At 74.1% G+C, this 15,573-nt stretch carries 9 protein-coding genes; 5 read left to right on the plus strand and 4 right to left on the minus strand.

Going from position 1 to position 15,573, the window contains the following annotated elements; all coding sequences use genetic code 11:
• Together ACFW1A_RS27425 and ACFW1A_RS27430 are read left to right on the plus strand one after the other, a co-directional pair.
• A partial coding sequence (locus ACFW1A_RS27425) for an FGGY-family carbohydrate kinase (protein ID WP_380413083.1) occupies positions 1-960 on the plus strand: 960 nt, incomplete at its 5' end.
• 64 nt (positions 961-1,024) lie between these two features.
• Positions 1,025-2,176 carry an ROK family protein gene (locus ACFW1A_RS27430; protein ID WP_380413085.1) on the plus strand — a complete coding sequence of 384 codons (1,152 nt, stop codon included), beginning with the start codon at positions 1,025-1,027 and terminating at the stop codon, positions 2,174-2,176.
• Between the two features lie 95 nt (positions 2,177-2,271).
• Here ACFW1A_RS27430 and ACFW1A_RS27435 read toward each other — a convergent pair whose 3' ends face one another.
• On the minus strand, positions 2,272-5,148 hold the full coding sequence (locus ACFW1A_RS27435; RefSeq protein ID WP_380413087.1) for an ATP-binding protein: 2,877 nt from the start codon (positions 5,146-5,148) through the stop codon (positions 2,272-2,274).
• A gap of 352 nt (positions 5,149-5,500) precedes the next feature.
• Between ACFW1A_RS27435 and ACFW1A_RS27440 the strand changes: the two genes are divergently transcribed.
• Together ACFW1A_RS27440 and ACFW1A_RS27445 are read left to right on the plus strand one after the other, a co-directional pair.
• Complete coding sequence (locus ACFW1A_RS27440) at positions 5,501-5,824, plus strand: YciI family protein (RefSeq protein WP_380413089.1); 324 nt, start codon at positions 5,501-5,503, stop codon at positions 5,822-5,824.
• Positions 5,821-7,086, plus strand: coding sequence for an RNA polymerase sigma factor (locus ACFW1A_RS27445; RefSeq protein WP_380413091.1), 1,266 nt, complete (start codon positions 5,821-5,823; stop codon positions 7,084-7,086). The genes ACFW1A_RS27440 and ACFW1A_RS27445 overlap by 4 nt, the downstream gene beginning before the upstream one ends.
• A gap of 80 nt (positions 7,087-7,166) precedes the next feature.
• Here the strand turns inward: ACFW1A_RS27445 and ACFW1A_RS27450 are convergent, their stop codons facing one another.
• The 3 genes from ACFW1A_RS27450 to ACFW1A_RS27460 all read right to left on the minus strand — a co-directional run bounded on the left by ACFW1A_RS27450 (position 7,167) and on the right by ACFW1A_RS27460 (position 13,809).
• Positions 7,167-9,509, minus strand: a complete 2,343-nt coding sequence (locus ACFW1A_RS27450; RefSeq protein WP_380413093.1) for a P-loop NTPase fold protein — start codon at positions 9,507-9,509, stop codon at positions 7,167-7,169.
• A gap of 156 nt (positions 9,510-9,665) precedes the next feature.
• Positions 9,666-10,136 carry a DUF4231 domain-containing protein gene (locus tag ACFW1A_RS27455; protein WP_380413095.1) on the minus strand — a complete coding sequence of 157 codons (471 nt, stop codon included), beginning with the start codon at positions 10,134-10,136 and terminating at the stop codon, positions 9,666-9,668.
• A 124-nt stretch (positions 10,137-10,260) separates the two neighbouring features.
• Positions 10,261-13,809 (minus strand): choice-of-anchor D domain-containing protein, encoded by a 3,549-nt coding sequence (locus ACFW1A_RS27460; RefSeq protein ID WP_380413097.1) that lies wholly within the window; start codon positions 13,807-13,809, stop codon positions 10,261-10,263.
• A 725-nt stretch (positions 13,810-14,534) separates the two neighbouring features.
• Between ACFW1A_RS27460 and ACFW1A_RS27465 the strand changes: the two genes are divergently transcribed.
• Entirely contained in the window at positions 14,535-15,548 is a 1,014-nt protein-coding gene (locus ACFW1A_RS27465) for a LacI family DNA-binding transcriptional regulator (RefSeq protein ID WP_380413099.1), read from the plus strand.
• Positions 15,549-15,573: the final 25 nt, after the last annotated feature.

Consider the following 15,573-nt stretch of genomic DNA (forward strand, 5'->3'; position numbering starts at 1 on the left):
GGCGACTACCTGACGGAGCGGCTGACCGGCGGCGCCGCCACCGACCGCGGCGACGCCTCCGGCACCGGCTGGTGGGGCCCGGCCGGCTACGACCGCACCGTCCTCGACCGGATCGGCCTCTCCCCCGCCCTGCTGCCCGAGGTCCTGCCCCCCGGTGCCGTCGCCGGTACCGTCCGGGCCGGCACCGCGCTGCGGACCGGCATCCCGGTCGCCACCGGCACCGGCGACAACATGGCCGCCGCGATCGGCCTCGGCCTGCTGCCCGGCCAACCCGTCGTCAGCCTCGGCACCTCCGGCACCGTCTACGCCGTCGGCCGCAGCCGCCCGGCGGACCCGAGCGGCACCGTCGCGGGGTTCGCCGACGGCCTCGGCCACTGGCTCCCGCTCGCCTGCACCCTCAACTGCACGCTGGCGGTCGACCGGATCGCCGGACTGCTCAGCCTCGACCGGGAGGCCGTCGAACCCGGCGGCAGCGCGGTGGTGCTCCCCTACCTGGACGGCGAGCGCACCCCGAACCTCCCGGCCGCCACCGGCCTGGTGCACGGCCTGCGCCACGACACCACGCCCGGCCAACTGCTCCAGGCCGCCTACGACGGCGCGGCGCACGCCCTGCTCACCGCGCTCGACGCCGTGCTGCGGGCCGGCGGCGAGCTGCCGGGCCCGGACCGGCCGCTGCTGCTGATCGGCGGCGGCGCGCGCGGCCGCGCCTGGCAGCAGACCGTGCTGCGGCTCTCCGGCCGCCCGGTGCGGGTGCCCGACGCCGACCAACTGGTCGCCCTCGGGGCCGCCGCCCAGGCCGCCGCCCTGCTGACCGGCGAGCCGGCCGACGCCGTCGCCCGGCGCTGGCGCACCGCCGAAGGCCCGCTGCTCGACCCGCTGCCCCGCGACGACGCGGCCCTGGACCGGATCACGGCTACGCTGCACCGGGCGGCCGACCTGCAGGCCGGCGCAACCGACTGACCCGGAAGGCGGACACGTGCGGAGCGGGACGACTGCGGTACCGGCACCGGCGTCGCAGCAAACGATGCGGCACCAGAACCTCGCGCTGGTGCTCGGCACGGTCGACGCGCACGGCCCGCTCTCCCGCGCGGACGTCGCCGCCCGCACCGGCCTGACCAGGGCCGCGATCTCCAGCCTGGTCGACGAGCTGATCGGCGGCGGCGTCCTGGTCGAGGCCGCGAGCACCACCGCGAGCGGCCGGGTCGGCCGGCCCGGCCGGGACCTGTCCGTCACCGACCAGGGACCCGCCGGCCTGGGACTGGAGGTCGGCGTCACCCACCTGAGCGCCTGCGTCGCCGACCTGCGCGGCGAGGTGCGGGTCCACCGCCGGGTGGCGGCCGCCAACGCCGGCCGGCCCGTCGGCGACGTGCTCGCCGAGGCCGCCGCGCTCGCCGCCGAGGTCGAGGCGCAGGCCGCCGCGGTCGGCCTGCGGGTCGAGGGCCGGGTGCTGGCCGTGCCCGGCGCGGTCGGCCTCGGGCCCGGCGCGGTGGTGGAGAGCGCGCCCAACCTCGGCTGGCACCGGGTCGACCTGGCCGAGCACTGGCCACGGGCGCAGACCCTGCCCGAGGCGGAGAACGAGGCCAACCTCGGCGCGCTCGCCGAACTCTGGCAGCAGGGCGCGGCCGACACCTTCGTCCACCTCTCCGCCGAGGCCGGCATCGGCGCCGCGCTGGTCGTCGACGGCAGCCTGTTCCGCGGCGCCCGCGGCTACGCCGGCGAGCTCGGCCACGTGCCGGTGCACCCGGACGGCCCGCGCTGCCGCTGCGGGGCGCGCGGCTGCCTGGAGCAGTACGCCGGCGAGCCGGCCGTGCTGCGGGCGGCCGGCCTGGCCGCCGACACCCCCGACCCCGTCGTGGTGCTGGCCGACCGGGCCCGGGCCGGTGACGCCCCCGCGCTGCGCGCGCTCGACCAGGCCGGCACCGCCCTGGGCATCGCGCTGGCCGGCGCCGTCAATCTGGTCGACCCCGCCGCCCTGCTGCTCGGCGGGGCCTACGCCGAGCTGGCCGACTGGCTGCTGCCGCCGATGCGCGCCGAGCTGGCCGCCCGGGTCACCGTCCGGCCCTGGGCGCCCGACTGGCTCGCCGCCTCGCGCCTGGGCCGGCGCGGTCCGGTGGTGGGCGCCGCGCTGCTGACGGTCCGCCGGATCCTGGACGACCCGGCGCGGCTGTGGGCCTGATCCGGCGGGCGCCGGGCCAATCGACTGGCTGACTGGCCGACGGACGGTCAGCTGTGGAAGAGGCCCCGCCGGAGACGGCGACCGCGGACACCCGTTCAGTCCGCCGGCGCGGTCTCGCGCAGTGCGGTGGCGACGCCGCCGCGCGAGGTCCCGAGCTTCTTGAGGACGTTGGCGACGTGGTGCTCCACGGTCCGGGGGGAGAGGAACAGGGCAGTGGCGATCTCCTGGTTGGTGGCGCGACGGGTGAGCAGCTCGGCCACCTCGCGCTCGCGCGGCGACAGCCGGTTGCCGTAGCCGCGCCGACCCGGCTTCACCGGCAAGGCCAGTCCCGAGACCTGCTCGAGCTGCCGCGCGCGGGCGAGGTCGGCGGTCGCGTCGAGCTCGGTGTAGACGGCGGTTGCCCGGGCCAGTGCCTCGGTGGCCTCCGCGGGTCGCACCCGGGCCAGGGACCGGGCCAGCAGCTCCGCGGACCGGGCCGCGTGGTACGGCCGGCCCGTCCGCTGCCAGATCCGGTAGGACGCGGCGAACTCTCCGGCTGCCTCCTCCGGGGCCGAGCCCTCCGCGAGGAGCCCGCGGGCCGAACTCAGCGCCGCACCGGCCGCCGGGGCGCAGCGGCCCCGGACCCCCAGGTCCGCCTCCCTGACCAGCTCTTCGGCCGCGCCGCGCTCACCGCACCCCAGGGCCGCCGCCACCGCCACGGGCAGCAGGCCGGCCGCCTTCGGCCACCGCTCGGCGCGGCGCACCACCGCGAGCGCGTGCCGGGCCACCGCCCAGGCCTCGTGGGGCTCCCCCTGCGCCAGCCGGACCGCGGCGGTGCCGGTGGAGGTCCGGGTCGCCACGCTCAGCGCCAGCTGGCCCGCGCTGTCGGTCGCCGCCCGGGCGAAGTGCTCGACGGCTTCCTCGCTGCGCCCCTGCGCCAGCGCGTGCAGGCCCAGGAAGATGCCCTGCTCGACGCGGACGACGGGGGTGTCGGGGTGCGCGGCCGCCAGGGTCGCGAAGCGCTCCGCCAAGTGGTCCCAGCGACCGGCCAGGGCATCCAGCCGCAGCAGGTCCACCTCGGCGTTGAGCAACAGGATCGCGTAATCGTGCGCGCGCCCCAGGTCGCGGCTCTCCGCGACGAGCGCCCCGGCGCGGCGGTCCTCGCCGAGGTCGATGGCGCAGTCACCGGTGTTGAACAGCGCGCGGGCCGTCTGACGCAGCACCATGACGTCCTGCCCGTGCCGCGGCAGCTCCTCGACCGCGCGCCACACCCCGGGGTCGCCGTTCGAGGCCCGCAGGGTGAGGTGGCTCGCCCGGACCCGGGCCACGAGCTCGACGTCGGCGGACCCCCGGACGGCACGTTCGGCCCGGTCCATCCACCTCCCGGCCCGCTCCGGGCCGGCGGACTCGTCCAGGGCCAGCGCCACCATGGCCGGTACCGCCGCGGGTGAGGTGTCGCCGAGCTCGTCGACCGCCCGGGCCAGCTCGTCGAAGCCCGCCCGGTCGGCGGCCTGGTTCAGCAGCAGCATGCCGAGCGCCAACCGGATCTCCCCGCGAGTCGTCGACGGCAGCCGGCGGTCGCGCATGATGGCACGCAGCGCCTCGGCATCGGCGGCGAAGTCGACGCCGTGCGCGGCGATCGGCGCGAGCTGGCGCGCCACCCGGGAGCGGGCCGGCGGATCGAGGTCCGGTTCCTGGAGCAGTCTGCGGAGCAGGTCGGCCGCGGTCCCGGTGTCCCCCAGCCCGACGGCCTGGTCGGCGGCCTGCTCGGCGCGGCCCAGCCAGCCCGGCCGGTCGCCGAGTGCCAGGGTGTGGTGCGCGATCTGCACCAGCGGTGGCGGGTCCTGCCGTTCGAGGACCTGGACGGCGCTCGCGTGCAGCCGTCTGCGGGTCGGCCCGGGCAGCCGCCGGTAGGCGACCTGCTGCGCCAGCACGTGCCGGAACGCGTACCGGTCGTCGTCCTGTTCGCGCAGGATCGAGGCCTGCAGCGCCTCGACCAGCCCCGCGGAGCCGTCGTCGGTCCCGAGCCCGGCCACCTCGGACAGCACCTGCTCCGCCGCCGGTACCGCGAGCACCGCGGCGGCGGCGACCACGGCGTCGGCCGCCGGGGACAGTCGCACCAGCCGCTCCGTGACCGCCTCGCGCAACCCGTTGGGCACGTCCGCGTCCCGCAGCCGCAGCGCGGCGTCGCCCCGGTCCGGTTCGGGCCGGTGCTCCCGCAGGGTGATCAGGTCCTCCTCCGCCACCAGCGGCAGACCCTCACTGCGCCGGTACAGCGACGCGACCAGCGCGGCGTCGGCCCGCTCGCCCAGCACCAGCGAGGCGAGCTCCCCCACGTCGGCCTCGGCGAGCGGGCCCAGCCGCAGCACCGTCCCGCTCGTGCCCGGCGGCCGGCGGTAGGCCGCGCCCAGCACCGGGGTGTCCACCGGCAGGTCCTCCGGCCGGTAGGTGAGCACCAGGCACAGCTGCTCCGGCAGGTCACGCGCCAGGAACAGCAGCAGGTCCCGGGTCGCCTCGTCCACCCAGTGCAGGTCCTCGACGATCAGCACCGCCGGCCCCAGCGCCGTCATGAACGCCCGCACCGCCTGCAGCAGGTGCCGCCGGTCCGCCTGCGGATCCGCCGGGCGCGGCGGCGCGGGCGGCAGGCGGTCCGCCAACTCGGGCAGCAGCCGGGCGAGCGCGGCGGTGGCTGCGGGGAGTTCACCGTCCGGCACCCGCGCCCCGGCCTGCTGCAGGGCACCCACCACCGGCCCGTACGGCAGTGGCTCGCGCAGCGGGTGGCAGTAGCCGGTGAGCACGCACCGGCCCTCCCGGGCCAGCACCGCCGCAGCCTCCCGGACCAGCCGGGACTTCCCGATCCCCGCCTCCCCCTCGACCAGCACCACCGCGGGCGCGTGCCGGGCGGCCGCCAGCAGCAGGTCCAGCTCCCGCGCCCGGCCGACGAACCGGAACGCTCCCGCCGGGTCGTCGGAACGGTCGAATCCGTCGGCCAAGACGATCACCTGCCCTGTCGCCCTCACCGTAGTCCGGCGGGTGGTGGGCAGCAATCGAGACCGCTCCACCCGGTGCGTGGCGCCGGAGGGGGCGCCCCCGGTCGCTCGGCGACGGCGCGGCGGGGCCCGGATCCGGCCCTGCTGATCGGCCCCGCCGATCGTGCGGCCGCCCGCGCTGACCGGGTTCGCGGGCCGGGCGGGATACCGTCGGTGCCGGACGGCTCGCCACGGGCGGGCCGGAGAATCCGCGAACACGTCCGTCCCGCGGTGTCGGATCCGGGCGGGGGTGTTCGTAGAAGGGGTGAGCGGCCGCCCGTGCAGGGTGTCCCCGGACCGTAGGAGATGACCCGCGATGCAGTACCTGGTTTCCGTGATCCACGACAGCGGCACCCCCGGCACCGACGAGGAGATGGCCGCGATCGACGTGTTCAACGCCAAGCTCCAGGCCGAGGGCCACTGGGTGTTCGCCGGCGGCCTCGGGACGACCGACAACGCCACGGTGGTCGACAACCGGGGAGCGCAGGCGGTCGTGACCGACGGTCCGTTCGTGGAGACCAAGGAGTACCTCGTCGGCTTCTGGATCATCGAGGCCCCCGACCTGGACGTGGCGCTGGCGCTGGCGGCCGAGGGGTCCAAGGCCTGCCACCGGAAGATCGAGGTCCGTCCGATCCTGTGAACCCGACCGACGTCCGAGCGGCGATCACGCGCGCCCACCAGCAGGAGTGGGCGCGCGTGGTCGCCGCGCTGGCCAAGCGCTTCGGCGACCTCGACCTCGCCGAGGACGCGGCGGCCGAGGCGTTCGCGACCGCCGTCGAGCGGTGGCCGGCCGACGGCGTGCCGCCCAACCCCGGCGGCTGGCTGACCACCACCGCCCACCGCAAGGCGCTCGACCGGGTCCGGCGCGAGGCCAAGCGCGACGCGAAGCAGCTGGAGGCCCAGATGTCGTACGCCGAACCGCCCGAGCCGTCCGATCCGCCCGGCCCCGTCGAGGACGAGCGGCTGCGGCTGATCTTCACCTGCTGCCACCCCGCCCTCGCGATGGAGGCCCGGGTGGCGCTGACGCTGCGGCTGGTCGGCGGGCTGACCGTGGCCGAGATCGCCCGCGCCTTCCTGGTCCGGGAGAGCGCGATGGGCCAGCGGATCACCCGGGCGAAGGCGAAGATCAAGGCGGCCCGGATCCCCTACCGGGTCCCGTCCGCGGCGGACCTGCCGACCCGGGTGTCCGGCGTCCTCGCCGTGCTCTACCTGGTCTTCAACGAGGGCTACCTGGCGAGCGGCCCCGACACCGATCCGGTCCGCCAGGACCTGACCGCCGAGGCGGTCCGGCTCGCCCGACTGGTCCGCGCGCTGCTGCCGCAGGACGGCGAGACGGCCGGCCTGCTGGCGCTGATGCTCCTCACCGAGGCCCGCCGGACCGCCCGGGTCTCGCCGGACGGCGAACTGGTCGCCCTGCGCGACCAGGACCGCGGGGCCTGGGACGCGGCACTGATCGCCGAGGGCCACCGGTTGGTCCGCGAGCGGCTGGCCACCGGGGTCGCACCGGGCCGCTACCAACTGCTGGCGGCGATCAACGCCGTCCACACCTACGCCCCCGACCTGGCCGCCACCGACTGGTCCCAGATCGTCGCCCTCTACGACCGGCTGGTCCGCCTGGACCCCTCCCCCGTGGTCGCCCTCAACCGGGCCGTGGCCGTCGCCGAACTCGACGGCCCGCAACTGGCCCTGGCCACCGTCGACCGCCTCGGCGACCAGCTGGCCGGCTACCACCCGTACCACGCGACCCGCGCCGACCTGCTCCGCCGCCTGAACCGCCCCCAGGAGGCCCGCGCCGCCTACGACCGAGCCATCGCCCTCGCGGGCAACACCGCCGAAACCGCCTACCTGACCCGCCGCCGCGACCAACTCCCGGCCGGGGATCAGGAGGCCGGGGAGCAGTAAGCCGGGAAGTGGTAGGCCGCGGAGCAGGAGGCTGCGGCGGCCGGCCCCGGCCCCGGCCCCACGTCGCGACGGCGCGGCACTCACGGCAGCCGGAGCGGCAGCTCCCAGGCGAGGCGGATGTCGTCGAGCATGATCCGGGTGCTGTGCGGGGAGACCGCGAGTTCGAGCCGGGCCTCCGCCAGGCGCTGCGGCTCGCCGTCACGGCCCTTGAGGGCGGCCAGGGCACGGCGGCTCTCGAAGTCCGGGGCGCCGAAGACCTCCAGCAGGGTCAGCGAGAAGTAGGCGCAGGCCGATGCCTCCCGCCACAACGTCAGCGCCTCCCCGGAGAGGCCGCCCTCCCCGTCCGGCGCACCGGCTGACCCCGGCAGCAGGGCGTTCGGGTTGTCGGCCAGCTCCCGGATCCGTGCTCGGGTGTCGGGGCTGTTCCGCTCCGCGGGGGTGCGCAGCTGCTGGATCAGGGTCTGGAGCCCGAGCAGCAGGCGTCCGCCGGCCGCACTCCACTCCTGACCGGCCATCAGGGTCCGGAACCCTTCCAGGGTGTCGCTGAGTTCCTCGCAGATCATGGCGGGCGCCAGGTCCGTGCGCTCGGAGCGCTCGGTCCAGTGGTGCACCTCGACCAGGCGGCGGGCGTAGCGGATCAGGTCCCTGGGGAGGCCGCCGGCCAGGGCGTGCAGGAGCTGGACGAACGGGAGGGTGAGGCTGGGTGCCCGCAGCGCCAGCAGTTCCTTCGACTCCGCCGGTGTGCGGGGCGGGACGTGGAGCAGGTCGTCCAGGGAGCTGTCCGTGACGTCGCGGTGCGGCAGTCCCCTGCGGACGAACGCCGCGCCGAGGTCCTCCGCGACGGAGATGAGGTAGTAGACGTTGTGGATCCCGAACACGGCCTTGATCTCGCCGAGGAACTTGCGCGCCTGCTTGGTGTCGCCCACCCGGTCCAGCTCGTCGATGGCGATCACCACCCGGGCGCCGTCCAGGCTCTCGTGACGGCGGGCGATGTCGGTCAGCAGGTCGCGGAACTCGGAGACGAGTTCGGGGTAGGTCAGCGGCCGCGAGCCGATCGAGGTGCTCCTGGACCCGCCCAGGGTGAGGGCCTGCACACCGGTGAAGCCCAGGTTCACCGACGTGCTGGAGTTCTGCACCGTCCGCAGGCGGTAGAGGTACCGCTGGCAGCGCAGGGCGAGGCCGGGCGGGCCCTTGGGAGCGCGCTCGAGGTACGACGCCACCGCGAGACCGGTCGCCACCAGCAGCACTCCTGCGGGCAACGGGCGGGTCCGCCAGAATGCCAGCGCCCAGTGCTCGGTGCCGGTCCACCAGGAGTCGACGTGGTCGACCACCCGGGGCTTGACGTCGTGGGTGTACACCCACAGGGACGGGTGCCACAGGCCGGCGACGAGCAGCGCCACGGCCACCACCAGAACGGCGACCCACCTGACGGCCCGGCCCAGCCCGGCCCAGAAGCGTCGCCTCCGAGCGGCCACGGCGAACACGTCGGCGTCGGAGGACTCCCCGTAGATCTCCAGGTATCGCTCGCAGACGCGCCCGAACAGGGTGAGGAGGAAGTCCTGCGGGGTGTAGTCCGCCGGCGCCTGGACGAAGACGTCCAGGTCCAGCCCTGCGCCGGGACGGGACGAACAGGAGCGGAGCAGCGTGGACTTGCCGGCGCCCCTCGGTCCGCAGACCGCGATCGTGCCCCCGTCGAGCTGGTCCATCTTCTGCCGCAACAGCCGCTCTGCGGTGCTACTGACCACGTACTTCGGGTTCTGCGCGTCCCGCAGCCCGTCGTGTCCCCCGACCAGCAACAGCGACTCCTGGTCCGGGCCGAGGAACTGGCTCACCAGGACCCGGAGCTGCGGCATCATGGCCTGCTCGGTCAACGCGTGGCTCCAGGACCTGCGCCGGGCCTGCAACCGCCCGACGCAAGCGTGGTGCGCGGACCATGCGTGGCACCAGGCGGCCACGGAATCCCAGTGGCGGCGTGCCCCGGGGTCCCACCGGCACGAAGCGAAGCTCACCAGGGCGCCGGCCGCGAAGACGGCGAGCGGCAGGTTCGACAGGCGCCCGTGCAGGCAGAGGTTCGTGATCAACCACACTGGCACGCCGGCGAGCAACCCGACGCCGACCCGGATCCGAGTGTCGACCACACGCGCAGCTCTCGCCGCCGCCAGGCGCAGCCCCACCCGCTGGAGCTGGCTCAGCGAGCGCCGGTAGGCCAGGTATTCGCGTTGCGTGGTCCGCAGCGCCTGACCGACGAATGCGGCTGCCCGCGCAGCCTCCTTCACCCGCTGCTCGTCGACACCGCGCTGACCGAAGTGCTGGTTGATCTCCGCCTCGGCCAGGCAGAGCGTCAGGGCCTCCTCGTAGCTGTCCTCGGCGTCCTCGTGGTGCCACGTCCACGGACCAGCACCTGACGGCGCGCTCTGGACCATCTGCCACCCCCGGCTCCGTGCCCGGGCAGGACTCGCACGACCCGATCCGGCCGTCCCCGACCTGCCTCCGCAGCTCGGTAGCGTACGGCCTCCATCGACAACCAGCAGGACTGTGTGGCGACTTCGTCACCCAGCTGCTACCGGATCCGGACCCGGCTACTGCCCGGCCACCGACCGGCGCTCCGCCAGCCAGCGTTCGCCGAGCTGCGCCCACACGGCCTGGTACTCGTCGAAGAGCGGCTTGAGCTGGGCGTGCGTCAGGGCGTCGGCCGGGGTGCTGGCGACGAGGTACTCCAGGTCGTCGGCGAGGCGGCGGAAGCGGTACTGGGTCTCCTCCAGCAGGATCCAGCGGGAGCGCCAGTTGAAGAAGGACTCGACGGCGCCCAGCAGGGTGACCACGGCCACCAGGGCGAAGGCCAGGCCGGCCCAGAAGCTCAGGTTCTGCAGGCCGAGGATGACGGTGGAGGCGGCAGACAGGGTGAGGGTGAGCAGCCGCAGGGCCGAGGAGGCGAGCCGGAAGCGCTTCTTCCTGGTCCGGGCGTAGGCGTTGCCCTGCCTGATCCTCGCCAGCAGGTGGCCGGCCGTCTCCACCGCAGTCAGCCCCGCACCCGCGAACCCGCCGGTCATCGTCCCGCCCCCGTTGTCGCACCCGTCTCCCACCGACCGGCAGCCTCTCACAGGTGGGCGGAACGCGACGGTGCCGCCGCGGGAGGCTCCCGCGGCGGCACCGTCCGGTCAGGTGGTCGACCGGTCAGCTGTTGAAGATCTGGAACTCGGAGAGCTGTCCGGCCGGCCAGCCGCTGTTGGCGGTGATGGTGGCGCGCAGGTAGCGCTGGGTGGTGGCGGGGAAGGTGATGGTGACGGTGTTGCTGTTGCTGTTCGGGTCGAAGGTGTAGGTGGCCGAGGCGACCACGGTGCTGAAGGTGCTGCCGTCGGTGGAGCCGAGCAGCGAGAGGGTCTGGGTGCGGGCGGCCCAGGAGGTGCTGGCGGGCAGGGTCAGCACGACCCGGCCGACGCTCTGCGCGGAGCCGAGGTCGACCTGGACCCACTGCGGCAGGGCGTTGTTGGCGCTCTCCCAGTAGCTGGCCTGGTTGCCGTCGGTGACGTTGGCCGAGCTGTAGGTCTGGTTGTGGCTGGACTCGCTGGTCGCCTTGTTCAGCGCCAGGTTGGTCGGCGTGGTGCTGGTGCCGGTGCCGGTCAGGGCGACCGAGACCGCTCCGTTGGAGGCGTTGCTGTTGATGGTCAGGCTGCCGGTGCGGGTGCCGGCGGCGGTCGGGGTGAAGGTCACGCCGACGGTGCAGGAGGCGCCCGCCGCGATGCTGCTGCCGCAGGTGTTGGTCTGCGCGAAGTCACCGGTGGTGGAGATCCCGGAGACGGCGGCCGCGGCCGTGCCGGTGTTGGTGACGGTGACCGACTGCGCGGGGCTGGTCGTGCCGGTGGCCCGGCCGGCGAAGCCCAGCGAGGTCGGGGCGACCGACAGCGTCGCCGCGGAGGAGCCGCCGCCGCCCGCGGGGTAGACCGCGAAGTCGGAGAGCTGGGCGGCGCTCCAGCCGGAGTTGGCGGTGACGTTCACCCGCACGTACCGGGCGGTGGTGGCGCCGAACGGGATGGTGACGGTGTTGTTGTTGCTGTTCGGGTCGAAGGTGTAGCCGGTGGAGCCGACGATGGTGGTGAAGTTGGTGCCGTCGGTGGAGCCGAGCACGGAGAGCGTCTCGGTGCGGGCGGCCCAGGCGGTGGCGGGGGGCAGCCGCAGCGCGACCTTGCCGATGCTCCGGTTCTGGCCGAGGTCGACCTGCGCCCACTGCGGGAAGCTGCCGTTGGCGCTCTCCCAGTAGGTGCTGGGGTCGGTGTCGGTCAGGTTGGCCGGGGTGTAGGAGCCGTTGCTGGAGCTGGCGGAGGCGGGCTGGCCGACGGCCAGGTCGGTGCTGCTGTCGATGCCGGTGCCGGTCAGGGCGACGGTGGTCGGGCTGTTGTTGGCGTTGCTGGTGACGGTCAGGGTCCCGGTGCGGGAGCCGGCCGCGGTCGGGGTGAAGCCGACGTTGACGGTGCAGGAGGCGCCGACCGCGAGCGAGCCGCAGGTGTTGGTCTGGCTGAAGTCACCGCTGGTCGCCACCGAGCTGATGGTGGCGGCGCTGGTGCCGGAGTTGGTGAGCGTGACGGTCTGGCCCGCCGCGGCGGTGCCGACCACCGTGCCGGCGAAGCTCAGGCTGCCGGGCGCGGTGCCGAGCACCGGGCCGGGGGCGGTGCCGGTGCCGGACAGGGCCACGGTGTTGGTGATGCCGCCGGCGTTGACCGTCAGGCTGCCGGTGCGGCTGCCGGTGGCGGTGGGGCTGAAGGTGACGCTCACGGTGCAGGAGCCGCCGGCGGCGATGCTGCTGCCGCAGGTGTTGGTCTGCGCGAAGTCGCCGGTGGTGGAGATCCCGGAGACGGCGGCCGCGGCCGAGGTCGGGTTGGAGACGGTCACCGTCTGGGCCGCGCCGGTCGCGCCGGTCGCCACCGAGCCGAAGGAGAGCCCGGTCGGGGAGACGGTCACGCCGCTCGCCGGGTACGGCGGGTAGACCGGGGTGGGCATGGCCCCGCAGTACGGGGTGCCGGAGATCCCGGAGTTGCCGCCGCCGTCGGTGACGGCGAAGTTGCCGCCCTCGCAGTTGTACACGGCGGCCGGCCCGTTGACGCCGGTCGCGGTGACGTTGGTGAAGGTCGCGGCGCCGCCGGTCTGCTCCTGGAGCGCGAAGGTGCCGGTGCCGGCGATGGTCACGGTGTTGAGGTTGACGCCGCTGACGGTGCCCTCGACCCACTGCACGCCCTCGAACGGGCTCTGCTCGATCAGCGCGTTGCTGACGTTGATCGGGCCGGTGATGGCGCCCTGCGAGCCGTCGAACCAGAGCGCGCCGACCCCGAACTGCCAGTTCGGGTCGAGGTCGCCGTCCCGGATCAGCGTGTTGTTCGAGATCGTGGTGGTGCCGACCGGGGTGGAGGTGAACCGCTGGCCGACGTGGATGCCGCCGCCCTGGGCGATGCCGCTGTCCACCACCAGGTTGCCGGTCACGGTGTTGTCGTGGCCGCCGTAGATCGCGATGCCGTTGGCCAGGATCTGCAGCTGCACGGTGTTGTTCGAGATGGTGTCGTTGGCGTCCGCGCCGAGGCCGGAGTCGGCCCAGGTGGCGATGCCGTCGTCACCGGTGTTGCGCAGGTCGCTGTTGGTCACCTTGGAGTTGGTGACGCCGCCGTGGAAGTTGATGCCGTCGGCGGTGGTGTCGCGGATCCGCATGCCCGAGAAGGTCAGCGAGTCCATCGGCCCGTCCATCCAGGCGCCGACCTTGTCGTGCTCGATCCACAGGTTCGACACGGTCGAGCTGGACAGCGCGCCGCCGATGCCGTTGACCTGGGCGCTGTCATTGCGCTCCTGGACGTTGCCGAAGATCGCGAAGTCGTGCAGGTGCACGTTGGTGCTCGGGCTGGGCGCGGAGTTGCCGTAGAAGCCCGGGGCCGCACCGGTGACGGTCGAGTACCACATGCCGGCGCCCGCGACGGTGACGTTGTTGACGGCGATGTGGCCCGGGACGTTGTAGGTGCCCGGCGGGATCCACACCGTGCCGCCGGCGCCGGCCGCGGCGATCGCGGCGTTGAAGGCGGCGGTCGAGTCGCCCGCGCCGGTCGCGTCGGCGCCCTTGCTGGTGACCGAGACCGAGCCGGCCGGCTGCGAGGCGGCCGGGCCGACGTTCTCGAAGTCCGCGAAGTCCAGCGTGTAGGAGGAGGCGTTGTCACCGGAGTCGGCCTTCAGGGTGAAGGTGGTCCCGGCGGGATAGGTCTGCGAGAACAGGCGGTGGGTCTCGTCGAAGAAGTGGTGCTGGTTGCTGCCCGGGGTGTTGGTGAAGGGGTAGCTGCCGTAGTACCAGCTGTAGGCGTTGGTGAGCGAGAAGTCGCTCTGCTTGACGCCGTTGACGTAGAGCGACAGCGGGGCCGAGTACACCGATCCGTCGGAGGTGTCCGGGATCGAGTAGCGGAAGTCGATCGAGTTGGTGGCCACCGGCGTGGTGAAGGTGACGTACTGTCCGCTCCCGTTGCCGGCCAGCGTGACGGCCTTGCGGCCCGACGCCTCGTCGGCCAGGTGCCCCTGGGTGTAGTCCGGGCCGATCACGGTGCCGTTGGTGGCGGAGTTCTCCGCCTGGACCTCCGTGTACGGCAGGCTCGCGCCGCTGCCGCCGGTCGCCTGCGGCGTCGCGGCGAACGCCGGCAGGGCCGCCGGCGCCAGCGCGGCCGCACCGGCCAGCAGCGCCGTGCAGGTCGCTGCGGCCAAGCCGCGTCCGAGTCTGCGTCTCATTGTGGACATCTCGTTCCTTAGGGCCGGAAACGGTGGGGGTGCCGGGCGCGACCTGACGCCACGTCACGGTGCAGGGGAGGGCGCCGAATTGACGGCTCCCCCGGCGGGACGGGACGGACAGGGCGGAGCGCAGCTCGTTGCCTGTGCGCCAGGAACGTAACGTGCCGCTCATCTGTCCGCAATATGTTTGGACAAGATTGTTAGATCCTGGCAGATGGCTGCAATTACCCGAGCAAGGCTCTGGCGGTGAGGCCGCATCAGGAGCTGAGTGGCAGTCAACCCGTCCGAAGCACGGCCGTTCCCGCAGGGTCCGGGTCTGCTGGACCGCCTCAATCGCGCTGGCCAGCAGCCCTTTCCGCGGACTTCCAGCGCGCGGACAGGGCACCGGCCGGTCCGGGCGACCACGAAGGCAAGAACTCGGTGATCTTGCGCAAGAAGACATCGCCTCCGAAGCGGCCCGCGACCCCGGCGCCCGGACCCGGCCGGCGTCGCGCCACCCCGCGCCATCACCGCTGGTCAGACGTAGAACTGGGGCCGAATCCCCGGGGCGGCGGACACCCCACGACACCCGCCGGACCTGCCCGTCGGCGGCCGACGGGGCCCGCTGTCGACGTCGCGTCAAACGCAAGCGCCGCGCCAGCTCTCGGCGCGAGTTTGCAACAGGACGCAAATCTTTGCGCCAATAGGCGTACACTCCTGCCATGACACGACGACTTGCCGAGGTGGCCAAGAAGGTCGGGGTGAGCGAGGCAACCGTCAGCCGGGTGCTGAACGAGAAGCCGGGCGTCTCCGAATCGACCAGAGAAGCAGTGCTCACCGCACTGGACGTGCTCGGGTACGAACGACCCACCCAGCTGCGCGGCGAACGCGCCCGACTGGTGGGGCTGGTCCTGCCCGAGCTGAGCAATCCGATCTTCCCGGCGTTCGCCGAGGCGGTCGGCGGCGCACTCGCCGGCCAGGGCCTCACCCCGGTCCTGTGCACGCAGACCGCGGGCGGCGTCTCCGAGGCGGACTACGTCGACTTCCTGCTCGCGCAGCAGGTCTCCGGGGTGGTCTTCTTCGGCGGCCTGTACGCCCAGGCCGACGCCCCGCACGAGCACTACGCACGGCTGGCCGAGCGCGGCCTGCCCACCGTGCTGCTCAACGCCGCCATCGACGACCTGGACTTCTGCCAGGTCTCCTGCGACGACGCCGTCGCCACCGAGCAGGCCCTGGGCCACCTGCGGCAGTTGGGGCACACCAGGATCGGCCTGGTGCTCGGCCCGTCCGACCACGTCCCCTCCCAGCGCAAGCTGGACGCCGCCCGGGTCGCCATGGCGCGGTACGGCCTCGACCTGCCCGACCAGCACATCGAGCGGGCGCTGTTCGGCCTGGAGGGCGGGCAGGCCGCGACCGCCCGGCTGCTGCGCCAGGGCGTGACCGGCCTGATCTGCGCCAGCGACCCGCTGGCCCTCGGCGCGGTGCGCGCGGTGCGCCGGGCCGGCCTCTCGGTGCCGGAGGACGTGTCAGTGGTCGGCTACGACGACTCCTCGTTCATGATGTGCACCGACCCGCCGCTGACCACGGTGCGCCAGCCGATCGACGCGATGGGCCGGGCCGTGGTGGACCTGCTGGCGGGCGAGATCTCCGGCGTCCGGGTGACGCACGACGAGTTGCTCTTCGAGCCCGAGCTGGTGGTGCGCGGCTCGACCGCCCCGGCCCGCGAGCGGCGGTGAGACCGGGGCCCCGCCGACCGTGCGG

This window comes from Kitasatospora sp. NPDC058965 (assembly GCF_042741245.1).
GTDB lineage: Bacteria > Actinomycetota > Actinomycetes > Streptomycetales > Streptomycetaceae > Kitasatospora.

Coding starts and splice junctions, on each gene's coding strand:
- ACFW1A_RS27430 (WP_380413085.1), top strand. CDS start 1,025: ATGCGGCACCAGAACCTCGCGCTGGTGCTCGGCACGGTCGACGCGCAC.
- ACFW1A_RS27440 (WP_380413089.1), top strand. CDS start 5,501: ATGCAGTACCTGGTTTCCGTGATCCACGACAGCGGCACCCCCGGCACC.
- ACFW1A_RS27450 (WP_380413093.1), bottom strand. CDS start 9,509: ATGGTCCAGAGCGCGCCGTCAGGTGCTGGTCCGTGGACGTGGCACCAC.
- ACFW1A_RS27455 (WP_380413095.1), bottom strand. CDS start 10,136: ATGACCGGCGGGTTCGCGGGTGCGGGGCTGACTGCGGTGGAGACGGCC.
- ACFW1A_RS27465 (WP_380413099.1), top strand. CDS start 14,535: ATGACACGACGACTTGCCGAGGTGGCCAAGAAGGTCGGGGTGAGCGAG.